The sequence below is a fragment of the Rufibacter soli genome (assembly GCF_054781795.1).
Map to the genome: position 1 here is coordinate 2,684,572 of NZ_BAAGTS010000002.1, position 14,188 is coordinate 2,698,759.

Here is a 14,188-nt window from a genome sequence, read left to right on the forward strand (position 1 = left end):
TTACTTACATCTAAGTATTGGTTCCGCTTGGGCACAACTATAATTTTAAGGTTTTAAAAACACCTAAAAAACAGTCATTTACCTAAACCGTCTATCTCTTTCTTATATGAGGAAAATTCTACCCACGCTCTTCTTCCTGCTGGTTTCCCACTTGGTATCTGCGGCCACCTGGTACGTTAGGTCTGGGGGTACCGGTAACGGAACAACCTCCACCACCGCCTTTGGTACTATTAACGCCGCCATCACCGCAGCCAGCAGCGGTGATATTATTGACATTGGGCCCGGCACCTTTGCGGAGCGGCTCAGGATCACGAAATCGCTTGAACTGAAAGGCAATAACGCTGGAGTAGCCCCCTGGAACTGGAGCAACCCCGCTACCACTCTCCTTCCTCCTACTACTAATTTTGCCAGTGCTTTAGAAGGAAGCCTGGTGTATATTGAAGCCAATGGGGTAGTGATAGACGGGCTGGAGTTTGAGGGCGTCAATAATTCCTTATCTGATGCGGCCCCCAGGGTGATTAATAGTGCCAACTCCCGGTCCGGATGGGGCATTGTGGTGCCTACGGCCGCCTATAACACCTTCAAATTCCGGAATAACCGGTTCCGCAACCTCACCAACCGTGGGATAGCCCTTGGCTCCACTGATATTCAGAATTCTTTGGTGGAAGTGAAAGACAACGCCTTTGTAAACATTACCGGCGTTAACAACGTGGTAGCTTTCTCCATTCTGGCCACCAATTACCTCCCTACCATCACCGGTAACAGAATCACCAGCTCAAATGCAGGCCCCCTGCTGCAGTTCAGCGGCAGCGCCAATACTACAGGAGTAGCCACCGTTTCTGATAACCAGATGGAGACGCACGTAATTGGCTTGGCTTTTAGGGGCTTCAGTAACGGCATCGCCCCTGCCCTGTTGGTTCAGAACAACACCATTACCGGCATCAACTATGACTTGTGGTCGGCGGAGGGGTATACCAAACCCACCTCACTGGAATTTACCGGCATGGATTTCTCTAACCTGTTGGGAGACAATGCCATCAGGATTGAGGGAAACACCGTGCGGGAAGCCCGCTCAGCGCTCTATTTCCTCAACAACGTGAAAAGCTCCACTAACCCAGACCGTATTCTGGTAAAGCAGAACCTCCTATTGAACAGTAACTTTGGGGTTTATATGGATGCCGCCACCACAGGCAATTCCAGAGTGGTGGTAGACGGGTCTATTGTACGGGACGGCAAGGTTACCGGCATGCAGGTAATGGGCACCGGCACGTTTGAAAACGACCTGGCCCTAAGAAACGGGGTAGTACTGGAACATGGACCTACCGGCCTTGAAACCTACACCAATGCACTTTACTTATCCGGGGCCAAGGCTATCCTGTCAGAACTGAATAACACCAAGATCAGCTCTGCGCGCTATAATTTCATTGTGTTTGACAACAACGCCATGGCCGGCAAAGAGGTAGACGGCAACAACGTGACCTATGACGGGACCGTGAACGGATTCACGTTTTATAACTACAAGCCTTCGGCCGTGAAAAGCGCCGCGCTGCGGAAGGCGGTGAAAGAAAGAATCCAGGACAATGATCAGCCTACCTTTTCAGGAAGCGGCAAGGTGCTCATTACGGTTGTCGCCAACTCTACCTGGTATGTGGCCACCGGCGCCACGGGTAACGGCACGTCCATAGGGAACGCCTCTGGAACCATTGCAGCAGCTATTACGGCAGCCAGCGCTGGTGATACCATTATGATTGGGGCGGGGACCTTCGCTGAGCGACTGAAAATCAACAAATCACTGGTCATAAAAGGAAGCAACGAAGGCACTATACCGGCCAACTGGAATTTACCGGTCACCAAGATCATTCCGCCTTCCACCAATTTTGAGTCTACCGTAGTTGGCTCCCTGGCAAACATAGAGGCGAACAACGTAACTATTGAAGGTATTGAGTTTGACGGCGTCAACAACGCCCTTTCAGATGCCGCCCCCAGGGTGATTAACGGGGCCTCGGCCAGGGCCAGCTGGGCTATTGCGGCCACTGAGGGCCAGGGGAACCTGCAGATCCTTAGAAACAAGTTTCAAAACTTTGCCAGCAGAGCGGTGGTTTTGTCATCTTCCACCTTGCAGAGTGCGCCGGCAGTAGTAAAGGACAACCACTTTACCAATATCACGGCCATCAATAACGGAACAGCCTTTGCCGTGCTCACCACCAATTACGTTCCGCAGGTATCCAATAACAAGGTTTTGAACTCCAATGCCGGCATCCTGCTGCAGTATAGCGGCGTAATTGCCCCTACTACCAAGGCCACCTTGGTTTCCAATGAGATGGAGGTCCATTACCTGGGTCTGGCGGTGAGAGGCTTCAGCGGGGCGGTGGCACCGGAGCACCAGATTGCCAGCAATACCGTTAGACAGGCCAATTACAGCACCTGGACCGCCGAGGGCTTAACCAAGCCTACCACCAATCAGTTAGACGGCATTGACTTGTTCCAGCTGTTAGGCAACAACACCATTCTGGTGGAAAACAACACCGTAGACGGGGCCCTGGACGGCATCCTGATCAGGACCGTTCCTAAATCTGCCACCAACCCAGACCGCTTGCTGCTGAAGGGCAACACGCTGACCAATAATGATGCAGGTGTTTACTTAGTGGCCTCGGCCGGCGCAGACACCCGGGCCGTGGTAGACGGTGGGCTTATCAGAGATTCTAAGTTTGTGGCATTGAATATTCAGGGCATTAACACAGACAACACCGCGGCCCAGAACTTCAATGAGGTTGTTCTGCGCAACGGAGTGGTGATGGATCACCCGGCCCCTATTACTACAGACTATAATGAAGCCATTTACCTGAAAGGAGAAAAGGCGGTTCTGGCCGAGCTGAACAACACTAAAATCAGCACCGCCAAATTCAACTTCATCACCTTCGCGAGCAATGCCATGGCTGGCAAAGAGGTAGACGGTAACAATGTGACCTATGACGGCATCGTGGGTGGCATGACCTTCAATAATTATAAGCCTTCTTCGGCCACCAACCTTACCTTGCGGTCTGCGGTGAAAGACAGAATCCAGGACGGGGATAAGCCTAATTTCACTGGTAGCGGCATTGTGCGCATTAGTCTGGTGGCGGGTCTGCAGGAAATGGAGGAATATGCCTCTGTACAGGTGTTCCCTAACCCTTCTTCCAGCGGGTTCATTCACATTCACCTCTCTGGCATTAAGGCCAGGCAGGTAGAAGCAGCCCTGTATTCACTGGCTGGGCAGGCTTTAAAGACCCAAGTGGGTACGGTATCACAAAACAAAGCCCAATTACAGCTTTCCACCAACCGCTTGGCCAAAGGCATGTACCTGCTTAAACTGTCTGACGGTACTGCCGTGAGCACCAGAAAAGTTGTGGTGGAATAACAGATTAGACTTAACAGGATTCAGCAAATTAATAGCCTGAATCACCTGATTAGCCAGCGGACAGAAAGCCCGGATGAAAAATCATCTGGGCTTTCTGCTTTTCTGATAAATACGGTTGTTTCTTTTAAGCTTTCTCTCTAGCCCTTTTCCTGTCTTACACCAAACTTAAACCTCTTTATCATCATAGAGACCGCCTATCATGGCATAGTATTAATCAATTTGATCTATAGCAACTTAGAAGGCACCTTTGAGTATAAGATGTAAAAGGGAAAACCATAGCACTATTTTTGGCAGCCTCCCTTTTCTTCTGATCAAAAAGACTTTTACAGAGTATCTGGAACACTTTCTTTCATCCTCTAAACAAACCAAATATGGTGAACGACAATCAAGAAAAACCAGGCCACAAAGGTCAGGGAAAAGGCGAGGCGTCTAATCTAACTACCCGCCAGGGGCATCCGGTAACCGACAACCAGAACATCAGGACCGTTGGAAACCGGGGTCCGGCCACTATGGAGAATTACCACTTCATTGAAAAGATCAGTCACTTTGACCGTGAGCGCGTGCCGGAGCGTGTGGTGCATGCCCGGGGTGCCGGTGCCCATGGCGTGTTTGAGGCCTACGGAAAAGTTGGTGATGAGCCTATTGCCAAGTATACCCGCGCCAAACTGTTCCAGCAAAAAGGAAAACAGACCCCGGTGTTTGTGCGCTTCTCTACGGTAGGCCACGGTACGCACTCCCCAGAAACCCTGCGCGACCCCCGCGGCTTTGCGGTGAAATTCTACACCGAAGACGGAAACTGGGACCTGGTAGGCAACAACCTCAAGATATTCTTCATCCGGGATGCCATGAAGTTCCCAGACCTCATTCACTCCCAGAAGCCAGACCCGGTCACCAACATCCAAAGCGGCGAGCGTATCTTTGACTTCATCGCCAATACCCCAGAGTCTACCCACATGGCCACGTTCCTGTTCTCGCCATGGGGCATTCCGGCCAACTACCGGCAAATGCAGGGCTCCGGCGTGAATACCTATAAATGGGTAAACGCCGACGGCGAGGCCGTACTGGTGAAATACCACTGGGAACCGCTGCAAGGCATTAAAAACCTGACCCAACCAGAAGCTGAAAGCATTCAGGGCAAAAACTTCAACCACGCTACCCAGGATCTGTATGAGGCCATCCGGGACGGCAACTTCCCTGAATGGGAGCTCTGCGTGCAGATCATGAGTGATGACGAGCACCCCGAACTGGACTTTGACCCGCTGGATGACACCAAGCTGTGGCCTATGGACCAGTTCCCGTTCCTGCCGGTGGGTAAAATGACCCTGAACCGCAACCCGGTAGATTATTTCAATGAGGTGGAGCAGTCTGCCTTCGGGACCGGGGTTTTGGTAGACGGCCTGGACTTCTCCGATGATAAAATGCTGCAGGGCCGTACCTTCTCCTACTCAGATACCCAACGGTACCGGGTGGGGGCTAATTACCTGCAACTGCCTATCAACGCCCCTATCAACCAGGTGCACACCAACCAAAGGGGCGGTCAAATGTCCTATACCACTGATTTCGGGAAAGGACAGAACCCGCATATCAACTATGAACCTTCCTCTTTGGGTGGGCTGAAAGAGTCGCCGAAGGAGGGCAAGGACTATACGCCGCGGTATGAGGCCAATCTGGTGCGCCAGAAAATAGACCGGACCAATGACTTTAAGCAGGCCGGGGAAACCTACCGCAATTTTGAGGATTGGGAGCGCGATGACCTCATCAATAACCTGGTAAATACCCTGGCTACCGCCGATAAAGTGATTCAGGACAAGATGATTGAGCACTTCACGCTAGCCGATGAAGACTATGGTCGCCGGGTAGCCGAAGGCCTGGCCAAAACCTCCAAAGCCAAGGATGACAAAGGCCCCATTGGCGCCACCTCTCCCGAAGCTGGCGTGCAGGAGGCCCTTAAGTCAGGTCATTCCGCTGATCCTTATTAAGGAGTTTTAAAACTCGCTATGAAAAGCCACCTCTCTTGAGGTGGCTTTTTTATTGACTGTGTTTGCCTTTAATGAATTGTAGGGCAATCCCTGGTGGTTGCCCTAATACGGTACCCAACCCAAAGGGCAACCACCAGGTATTGCCCCTCCTTTTTATTTTCAATTCTCCTGGCCTGGGATTTTGGCATTTTTGTTTCCTTTGCAGGGTAGCCCATCTAATTAACGCCATGCAAAAAGAAGACCTGCTCCAGACCCACGCCAGAATCGCGCCTTATATTCATCGCACCCCGGTTCTTACCTCCAGGCTGCTAAACAATATAGCGGGCGCCGACCTGTATTTTAAGTGTGAGAACTTCCAGCGCATGGGGGCCTTTAAAATGCGGGGCGCCATGAACGCTGTGCTGCAGCTTTCAGAGGAACAGAAAAGCAAAGGCGTGGTCACCCATTCTTCCGGCAACTTTGCCCAGGCCCTGGCGCTGGCGGCACAGAGCGTAGGCGTGAAAGCCTACATTGTGATGCCTGAGAATGCGCCGCAGGTGAAGAAAGACGCGGTGAGAGGCTATGGCGGCCAGATTATTGAGTGCGCCTCTACCCCCATTGCGCGGGAAGAGGTGGCCGCTCAGGTAGAGCGCGAGCCGGGGGCTTTCTTCATCCACCCTTCCAATGACCTGAACGTGATTCTGGGGCAAGGCACCGCCGCCCTGGAACTGCTGGAAGACCAACCAGACCTACGCTTTATTTTCTCGCCGGTAGGCGGAGGTGGTTTAATTGCCGGTACCGCTTTGGCGGCGCATTTTGCTGGGAATAACTGCCAGGTAATTGGCGGCGAGCCCTTCGGTGCTGATGATGCTTACCGGTCTTTGCAAAGCGGCCAGATAGAATCAAATGACACAACCCAAACCATTGCGGATGGACTAAGAACCCAGCTGGGTGATATCAACTTCCCCATCATCCAAAAGCACGTGCAAAAAATCATTAGGGTAGAGGAAACAGAGATTATTGCCGCCATGAAGCTAGTGTGGGAACGCCTGAAAATCATTATTGAACCGTCCAGCGCCGTGGCTCTGGCCGCCCTGCTGCGGGAAAAAGAGGCCTACGCCGGCCAGAAAATAGGGATCCTTCTTTCCGGGGGAAACGTAGATGTGCAGCACCTTCCGTTTTAGGGCCGTTTTTGAAAAAAATAGGCTTAAAACAGAGAAAGGCAAAGGACCAGACAGTATCCTTGAGAACAGCGATTGAGCCACAGCTGGTTACTTGCAGAAAAACAAGACATTGTTGGAGGAAGGCATCTTGAATGTAATCTTCCCGTATCTTTCTTACTAAGATGTCATTCCCATTAACCAGATAACTATGATTGCAACTAAAGGATACGCCGCTTTTGACCCTAATTCGCCTTTGGCCCCTTTCAACTTTGAAAGACGTGAGGTAGGGCCGCATGATGTTATGATTGAGATTCTGTTCTGTGGCGTTTGCCACTCAGACTTACATACCGCAAAAGGCGAATGGCCCGGGGTGATGTACCCGGTGGTACCAGGCCACGAGATTGTGGGCCGTGTGGTTCGCGTAGGCGAGCATGTCTCCCGCTTCAGAAAAGATGACCTGGCCGGGGTGGGCTGTATGGTCAATTCCTGCCGTACTTGCCCCAGTTGCCAGGAAGGCCTGGAGCAATACTGTGAGGTAGGCAATATTGGTACCTACAACAGCCCCGAGGCCGGCATGGACTCCCCTACTTTTGGCGGCTACTCCAACAAGATTGTGGTCAATGAAGATTTCGTCCTGAAAATACGCGAAGACCAGGACCTGGCCCGCGTGGCGCCGCTGCTGTGCGCCGGTATTACCACCTACTCCCCGCTACGCCAATGGAACGTGGGTCAGGGGCACCGCGTAGCCGTAGTGGGTCTGGGCGGACTAGGCCACATGGCCGTGAAAATAGCCGCCGCCATGGGTGCCGATGTCACAGTGCTCAGTACCTCGCCCAACAAGGAAGCCGATGCCAGGGCGCTGGGGGCCCACAATTTTGTGGTGACCAAAGACCCGGAGGCGTTAAAAGCCGCCCGCAACTCCTTTGACTTCATCATCAATACCGTCTCTGCCAAGGTAAACCTGGACGAGTACGTGAACCTGTTGAAGCTGGACGGCACCATGATCCTGTTGGGCGTTCCGCCGGAGGCGTTGGCCCTGCACCCCGGCTCCCTTATCTTCAAGCGCCGCCGTATTGCAGGTTCCCTGATTGGTGGCATTGCCGAAACCCAGGAAATGCTGGACTTCTGCGCCCACCACAAAATCTTGTCAGACATTGAGGTGATCAACATTGCCCAAATCAATACCGCCTATGACCGCATGCTGGCCGGTGACGTGAAATACCGGTTCGTGATTGACATGGCTACCCTGGAAGATACCAGCGCCTAAAAACCAGCTTCCTATAAACCAGAAGAGCCGGCCCTTGATTGGGCCGGCTCTTCTGGTTTAGGGCCGTTTTAAGAAAAACAGGCCTGAAACGCAAAACTACAGGAAAGACATAAGCTGGATAGCCTTTGAAAATTTAGGTGCCAGCACCACATTCTTGTCATCCCGCGAAATGAAGGCCCTGGCAGTTGCGTCTCCTTTTGACACCGAAGTATTGGTATCAGTATCCAGGTCCAGTACCTTAAAGTTGGCCACGCCCGCAGAGGATTGGTACAGTAACTTATTGCTGTGGTTGAAGAAGGCCATGCCGCTGGCCTTATCGCCGGCACCGTTCCGGCCAATGGATTTCACCTGTTTCATGTCTGGCAGGCTGTAAATCCGGACAATTTCCTCGGCCTGACTGAAGCCTACCGCCAGCAGTTTGTCATCGGCGCTAATGGCCAGGTCTGTGGGAGTGGCGTAATTGGTGTTGAACATGTTAATGAGTTCGCCGTCTTTGGCAGCAACCTCATAGATACGGCTGGCAAACCACACAAAAAACCGGTCCCCTTTGTTATTGAAAAGGATTCTTGATTCGCGGGCCGCATATTTAGGCTTACTGATAAACTCCCAGGTGTCTGTGTTATAGATCCTGATCTCATTGTTCATCAGCAGGGCCACCAGGCGGTTACCGGCCATAGCTACTTCTTTGACCGGGCTAGGCAGGCCGGTAATGGTTTTGAGAGGGCTCAAGCCAATTACTTTGGTTACTACAATAGTCTTGTCCTGACCACCCGTGATAATGTACCGCCCGTCTTTAGAATACGCGCAGGCCTGGGCACCGCCTTTATGCAATGATTTAAAACTAAGCGGATAGGTTTTGTTCACGTCCCAGAGATACAGGGTACCTGTGTTGTCTACTGAGATTAGTCTACTCCCGTCTGGAGAGAAGTTCGCCCCTTGAAAGATCAGATCTTCCCGGTGCTTTAAAAGGGCGGTGGTTTTCAGCTTAGTCTGCGCTATGGCAAAACTTGAAAGTAATGTGCAGAAAACCAATACAATAACACCTCTAGCCTGTCCCATATAACCGATCTGATATAAATTTTAACTATACAAAGTTGTGGTATAAATTTTATTTCCGCAATACCTAAAAATAACTAATCGCAAAAATCGGGCCTTAAAACGCCAATCAGAAAACTTTTACTTGACACAATTTTAAGGCGCCTTCTGCCATAGGTAGCGGACTAGCCTTACAAAGATAAATTACCACCCTAGACCTACCTTTTTTGGAAAACAGCCTTGCTTAAATTAGTAATCTAAAGTGACATTTCCATTTAGCCCCAATTACCAATTATTTAAGGGATCAGGTTGGTGCTGGAAATAGGGTTTCTGGCAAGGAATCCACACGAAAACACCGCATAAATACGGTTTCTGGGCTAATGCACTGCTTTAGCCAAGTCCTGCAGCCAACCTCCTGCCTTGCGCCCCGTACCCTAACCAGCATCTTTGAAATTACTATGAAAAAAACAATTCTCCTCCTGGTTTTTGGCTTGTGGCAAGTAGCAGCCCTGGCGCAAGAGACCACATCTTCTAACCCTGAATTTGAGACCGACCGCGCCGACCGGACCGATGCCTCCAGTCTGGTACCCAGAGGGTATTTCCAACTGGAAACCGGGTTCCAATTTCTGAAATCAAAGCAAGAAGGCCTTGAAAACAGGCAGTGGCTGTACCCACAAGCACTGTTCAGGACCGGAATTTTAAAGGCGGCGGAGCTGCGCCTGGAAGCCACCTACCGCACCGAGGAATACCGGGCGGGCAAGGCCCTGCTGCAGCAAGATAAAGGTCTGAGCACTGTGCGGGTGGGTACCAAGGTAAAGGCTATTGGGTCTCAAGGGGCCCGGCCCGAGGTATCTGTGCTGGCAATGCTAGAGCTGCCTTTGGCCAAAGATGCCTTTGAACCTAGCAAGGTGGCCCCTGAAATCAAGCTTCTGTTCACAAACAACCTTACAGACAAATGGAGGTTGCAGTACAACGCGGGTTTCAGGCGGGAACCAGAAGAGGGCGAGATGGAAAACAAGGTTTTGTTCAGTGCTTCGCTGGGCGGTAAGCTAAGCGAGAAACTTACCCTTTTTGCCGAGTTTGCCGGTGAAAAGCCCAAGGGCAGCTCCACGGAGAATGTGGTAGATACCGGGTTCCAGTACCTGCTGCTGCCTAACCTGCAACTAGACGCCATTGTAGGCAAGGGAGTATCCTCCCAAGCCCCCGACTTGTTTATGGGCGGTGGCCTGAGCGTTCGGCTTCCCAAGTAAAACTTTCCGCGACCTATTTGGTGGTCATGTAGCAAAAAGCCGTTTTGGGCCTGTTTTTTCAAAAACAGGCCCAAAACGGCTTTTAAGTCAAATTCATAGCCTACAACCAAAGGGTACAGGCCAACCACAGCAAGATAAAGCACATCGTGACAGCTACTTAAGCGCCTTAGAAAGTCTGTAGAAGAGCGCATCTTACCATAGCAATCCCAGAAATCAATGGTTCGACTTTAAGGTAATCAAGACCACGGCCAATACCAGTAGGACCGCAGCAATGAGGGTGTTGCCAGTGATGACCTCTTGGGCGAAAGCCCATCCTAACAGCACCGCAATCACAGGGTTCACATAGGCATAAGTGGAAACCTGGGCCGGCGGTGCTACCCTGGTCAGCCAGCTGTATGCCGAGAATGCAACCAAGGACCCAAAAACCGTGAGATAGCCCAAAGCCAGCCAAGAACGCTGGCTCACGGCGGTCCAATTGGTGGTTTGCCATTCGCCGGTGATGCTGCCGGCCAGCAATAGCAAACCGCCGCCGCAGAGCATTTGCATACCCGTGGTGAGAATGGGCGAAGATGGCAATTTGGCCCTGGAAGAGAACAAAGAGCCCCAGGCCCAGGCGCCCGCCGATAAAAAGATAGCAGTACTGCCCAGCAGGTCTACCCCACCTTCCAGGTTAAAGGGGTTCACCAGCACGATCATGCCCACTACCCCCAAGAGTAACCCCAGCAGTACCCCTTTAGCCGGAGCCTTCCCGTTTCTGCCCAACCACTGGAGTACCACCACCCACAGAGGCTCAGTGGTAACCAGCAACGCCGCCACCCCAGAGGCTACCCGCTGTTCGGCCCAGACTACGGTGCCGTTACCCACCAACAGCAAGGCCGCCCCAATAACAGCCGTATTACGCCAGTGCAGCCAAGATGGGACCGGCGCGCCGCGCCATCTGGCCCATCCAAAGAGCAACAGGCCCGCCGTCAAAAACCGCAGCCCGGCCATTAAAAAGGGTGGCAGGGTTTCAATGGCAAAGACAATGGCCAGGTAAGTAGAACCCCATATAATGTAAATCGCGGCAAAGGCCGCGATTTTAAGCCAACCGGTAGCCGGGGCCCCGGAAGAAGAGAATGAATTCATAGATTAAGACAAGGCCTCTTCGTGCAGGACCAGAAGGGGTAATTTGGTTTGGTAAGTCATTTTTTCGGCCAGGCTTAAGCCAAAAAGGTCTTTAAAGAAATTGCGCCGTTTTTTAAGAATGGCCAGCAGGCTGGCGTTAGACTTGCTCAGGTACTCTTTCAGGCCGGTGTCTTCTTCAGGGTGAATGATGGCCTGGAACCGGACGGGGTGCCCTCCCAGCGTATGACGGAGGTCGTCCATGAAGGCCTGTGCCTTGGCGGCATCTTCCTCTTTAGAAACATGCACTACTTCCACCTCTGCCTGAAAGAAAGAGGCCAGCTGCAGCACCAGGTTCAGCGCCCGGCCATCTTCCGGCATATAATCAGAGGCATACACAAACCGATGGATTTCTGGGAAAGGCGCGCGGGCGGGAATGGCCAGCACCGGGCACTTCACCTGGGAGATCACACTTTCAGTATTACTGCCAATCATGATTTCCTCTAAGGTGTTGCCGCCTCCTGTTGTGCCTAACACTACAAAATCATAGCCTTCTTCCTTCACCAACCGCTCTACGGCATCGGCGAGAAACGCTTCCTGCACTTTTGAGTCCATTACGAAGGTGCCTCCTCCTTCGCCAGAGAGGTTTTGCAGGTGCATGGCCAAGGATTGCAGCTTATCGCCGGCTACCCGGCGCTGCTCGTCTAATACCTGACTAGCCATGAGGGCAGATTCTGTGGTATCCATCATGGGCAGGTGCAGCACATGCAGCAAAGTCAAGGAGGCTCCGGTTTTGGAGGCGATGTGGGCCCCATATTCAGCGGCTTTGTTGGAGGTCTTGGAGAAATCTACAGGGCAGAGAATCTTTTTCATAGGGCAGTAAGGCTTTTTCAGGCCCAGGTTTACTGGGACCTGGTACCATTCAAAACGTGAATATCGCTTTTGGGTTATATTTCCGCCATTGCCCGCTTCCCTTAGCCAGAAATCAGGTCTATTGTTCAGAAAGCCAGGTCAGGGCATCTACCGGCGAGTCAAAGATATTCAGGGGAATCTTGCTTTCGCGGGCCAGGTCAACGGCCATGTCACTTCCTGGGTGGCTAAAGGTATGGACCTCGGCAATGTGCCGCACCCCGGCGTCTACCATCATTCGCTGCACTTTTAAAAAGGTTTCCTGCGCGGCAGAAGAACATTCCCCCAATTCCCTGATGTCACACAGAATGGAAAAGCCCGGCTGAAGGATGGCCAGCGCCTCCCTGATATGCGCCACGTACCCAACGGTTTCAGGTTGCTGTTGCCAGGTGCCCGCTATATCCATGTACAACCTGTTTTCCTCCTGCCCTACCCTTAGCTGATAGAATTGGTTTTGAGCGATTGTCACCATACCCGTATCCATGATTCTAAATGTCACATTATCTTAGCTGGGAATACTGAGGCAATGTATAACTAGCCTTAAAGTTAAGGAGATACCGCTATTTATTGCTATGCCTACAGAAGTATCTATTGCACTTTTTTAACAAACTCCTTCATCTCTTGCCAGGTCCATCGGGTTTTAGGTTCCACATCAGAAAAGATCCTTTCCAGATAGGGAATCACAATGCCAGTAAAAGTTTCCGGGGAAAGGGATGAGCGAAGGAGTGGCCGGTCTATTGGATTGCCATACCGCTGGGCTTTGCTAAGTTTCCTGTCCTGCAGCCGCAGAATAGGGCCGGTATCGGTGACGCCGTCCGCCACCCAGGTAAATCCAGAGGTTTCCTGGGCATTCAATTCCTGGGCCAGCGCCTGCAGGTTAGGTCGCGGCAAGGTGGGCCTTGATTCCAGGTCTACCCAGGTGGTGTACTTGCACTCCAGCTCATACCGGTTGCCCGCGTAACAAGACAATACCAGATCATACCCGGCCGTAGGACCGAACAAGGCATAGTAATGCACCGGTTCTGGGGTGTGGATGACCACCAGACCCAGGTTTCCATATGGGATTATTTGGGTCTGCGGGCCATGCATCTGGGCATACCCCGCCAACACCAAGTCATATTCGGGCCGCCAGATTTTTTCAAACAACCCAGGCTGCCGCAAGACCGCCGTCAAGGCTTCCAGGAAATAGATAAACTTAGGCACTGAGGCCACTACCTCGTTCTCTTCCAGGTCTTCGGCCCCAAAGGGAGGGTAAAACCTGTTTCTCTCTTCCTGATTTATCCAGCAGACCAATTGCAGGGCTTTTTCTGCCATAGGCGCTTCCATATCCAATTCCCGAAAATCACCGATCACCGCCATTTGCCGAAGGGTCTGTTCCTGTTCCAGTGCCAGCGTAGGGTGAAGCAGAGCCCAAACCCCTACCAGGGCATCAGTGTCAAAATGGTTGGCGGTTACGGAGTGGTAGGTATCCAGCGCTGTCCATTGTTGCTTGAGCGCCTGCAGCACCATGCCTGCGCTGGTATCTTCACGCAGGGCCGCGGGAGTGGGCGCCTCGCGCCAATGCGACAGCACCAAGCCGTTGGGGTGGAAACTGTCTACCACCACGGCGGGCGTCTGTTTAAGCTGGGGAAAAGGCAAATAGGTAAATTCCATGGGTTTTGGGAACAAGCGTTAAGCTAAGCAATTGGGTATGGGCCCACCAGTCATTCTATTTTGGGCCTATTCTGCAGAAAACGGGCAAGAAACGCAAATGGCTACCTACTTTCTTTTGCCCCGGCGGTTGGTGATTTTGTCTAGCCGCTTGGTGCGCACCCAAGCCAGGTATTTCTGGAGGCCCTCAGAACTGCGCAGGGCCTGAATGGAATTGTAGAGCACTGCCAGTTCTTTGTTGGTATAGGTAAGGTGCACGGTACTGTGGCAAGGCTGGCACAAGGGAACCGTAGGGCCGTGTTTGCCCCCTTCCTCCCGGGGGATTAAATGGTGCAGAGAGGTAAACCCCACTTCGCGCTCACAGAGGGAACAGACGGGGTCTGCACTTTGCTGGTCCTTGCGTACTTTCTTTGCCATTGCTTCTGTAGCCTACCGGCGGCTTTGGTTCTTTAGATGCC

The 14,188-nt window shown here is 52.1% G+C and carries 11 protein-coding genes; 5 read left to right on the forward strand and 6 right to left on the reverse strand.

Annotated features, from left to right (window positions below):
• The first annotated feature begins 106 nt into the window (after positions 1-106).
• From ACYVJQ_RS13100 to ACYVJQ_RS13115, 4 genes are all read left to right on the forward strand, one after another.
• The gene (locus ACYVJQ_RS13100; RefSeq protein ID WP_460893531.1) at positions 107-3,397 is read left to right on the forward strand and encodes a T9SS type A sorting domain-containing protein; all 3,291 of its coding nucleotides are present in this window, start codon (positions 107-109) and stop codon (positions 3,395-3,397) included.
• A 371-nt stretch (positions 3,398-3,768) separates the two neighbouring features.
• Positions 3,769-5,376 (forward strand): catalase, encoded by a 1,608-nt coding sequence (locus ACYVJQ_RS13105; protein WP_460893532.1) that lies wholly within the window; start codon positions 3,769-3,771, stop codon positions 5,374-5,376.
• A gap of 227 nt (positions 5,377-5,603) precedes the next feature.
• A complete protein-coding gene (locus ACYVJQ_RS13110; RefSeq protein ID WP_460893533.1) occupies positions 5,604-6,539 on the forward strand; it encodes a pyridoxal-phosphate dependent enzyme in 936 nt (311 codons plus the stop codon).
• A gap of 187 nt (positions 6,540-6,726) precedes the next feature.
• Positions 6,727-7,785: an NAD(P)-dependent alcohol dehydrogenase gene (locus ACYVJQ_RS13115; RefSeq protein WP_460893534.1), complete on the forward strand. Its 1,059-nt coding sequence runs from the start codon at positions 6,727-6,729 to the stop codon at positions 7,783-7,785.
• 96 nt (positions 7,786-7,881) lie between these two features.
• Here ACYVJQ_RS13115 and ACYVJQ_RS13120 read toward each other — a convergent pair whose 3' ends face one another.
• A complete protein-coding gene (locus ACYVJQ_RS13120; RefSeq protein ID WP_460893535.1) occupies positions 7,882-8,844 on the reverse strand; it encodes a WD40 repeat domain-containing protein in 963 nt (320 codons plus the stop codon).
• Between the two features lie 434 nt (positions 8,845-9,278).
• On the opposite strand from ACYVJQ_RS13120, the gene ACYVJQ_RS13125 reads away from it, so the two are divergent.
• Positions 9,279-10,070 (forward strand): transporter, encoded by a 792-nt coding sequence (locus ACYVJQ_RS13125; RefSeq protein WP_460893536.1) that lies wholly within the window; start codon positions 9,279-9,281, stop codon positions 10,068-10,070.
• A gap of 213 nt (positions 10,071-10,283) precedes the next feature.
• On the opposite strand, the gene ACYVJQ_RS13130 is transcribed toward ACYVJQ_RS13125, so the two are convergent.
• From ACYVJQ_RS13130 to ACYVJQ_RS13150, 5 genes are all read right to left on the reverse strand, one after another.
• Complete coding sequence (locus tag ACYVJQ_RS13130) at positions 10,284-11,195, reverse strand: EamA family transporter (RefSeq protein WP_460893537.1); 912 nt, start codon at positions 11,193-11,195, stop codon at positions 10,284-10,286.
• A gap of 3 nt (positions 11,196-11,198) precedes the next feature.
• Positions 11,199-12,044 carry a universal stress protein gene (locus ACYVJQ_RS13135; protein ID WP_460893538.1) on the reverse strand — a complete coding sequence of 282 codons (846 nt, stop codon included), beginning with the start codon at positions 12,042-12,044 and terminating at the stop codon, positions 11,199-11,201.
• A gap of 118 nt (positions 12,045-12,162) precedes the next feature.
• Entirely contained in the window at positions 12,163-12,552 is a 390-nt protein-coding gene (locus ACYVJQ_RS13140) for a hypothetical protein (protein ID WP_460893539.1), read from the reverse strand.
• A gap of 116 nt (positions 12,553-12,668) precedes the next feature.
• Positions 12,669-13,733 (reverse strand): DUF6687 family protein, encoded by a 1,065-nt coding sequence (locus ACYVJQ_RS13145; RefSeq protein WP_460893540.1) that lies wholly within the window; start codon positions 13,731-13,733, stop codon positions 12,669-12,671.
• 105 nt (positions 13,734-13,838) lie between these two features.
• The gene (locus ACYVJQ_RS13150) at positions 13,839-14,147 is read right to left on the reverse strand and encodes an HNH endonuclease (protein ID WP_460893541.1); all 309 of its coding nucleotides are present in this window, start codon (positions 14,145-14,147) and stop codon (positions 13,839-13,841) included.
• Positions 14,148-14,188: the final 41 nt, after the last annotated feature.

Coding starts and splice junctions, on each gene's coding strand:
- ACYVJQ_RS13145 (WP_460893540.1), bottom strand. CDS start 13,733: ATGGAATTTACCTATTTGCCTTTTCCCCAGCTTAAACAGACGCCCGCC.
- ACYVJQ_RS13105 (WP_460893532.1), top strand. CDS start 3,769: ATGGTGAACGACAATCAAGAAAAACCAGGCCACAAAGGTCAGGGAAAA.
- ACYVJQ_RS13130 (WP_460893537.1), bottom strand. CDS start 11,195: ATGAATTCATTCTCTTCTTCCGGGGCCCCGGCTACCGGTTGGCTTAAA.
- ACYVJQ_RS13120 (WP_460893535.1), bottom strand. CDS start 8,844: ATGGGACAGGCTAGAGGTGTTATTGTATTGGTTTTCTGCACATTACTT.
- ACYVJQ_RS13150 (WP_460893541.1), bottom strand. CDS start 14,147: ATGGCAAAGAAAGTACGCAAGGACCAGCAAAGTGCAGACCCCGTCTGT.
- ACYVJQ_RS13140 (WP_460893539.1), bottom strand. CDS start 12,552: ATGGTGACAATCGCTCAAAACCAATTCTATCAGCTAAGGGTAGGGCAG.
- ACYVJQ_RS13100 (WP_460893531.1), top strand. CDS start 107: ATGAGGAAAATTCTACCCACGCTCTTCTTCCTGCTGGTTTCCCACTTG.
- ACYVJQ_RS13135 (WP_460893538.1), bottom strand. CDS start 12,044: ATGAAAAAGATTCTCTGCCCTGTAGATTTCTCCAAGACCTCCAACAAA.
- ACYVJQ_RS13115 (WP_460893534.1), top strand. CDS start 6,727: ATGATTGCAACTAAAGGATACGCCGCTTTTGACCCTAATTCGCCTTTG.
- ACYVJQ_RS13125 (WP_460893536.1), top strand. CDS start 9,279: ATGAAAAAAACAATTCTCCTCCTGGTTTTTGGCTTGTGGCAAGTAGCA.
- ACYVJQ_RS13110 (WP_460893533.1), top strand. CDS start 5,604: ATGCAAAAAGAAGACCTGCTCCAGACCCACGCCAGAATCGCGCCTTAT.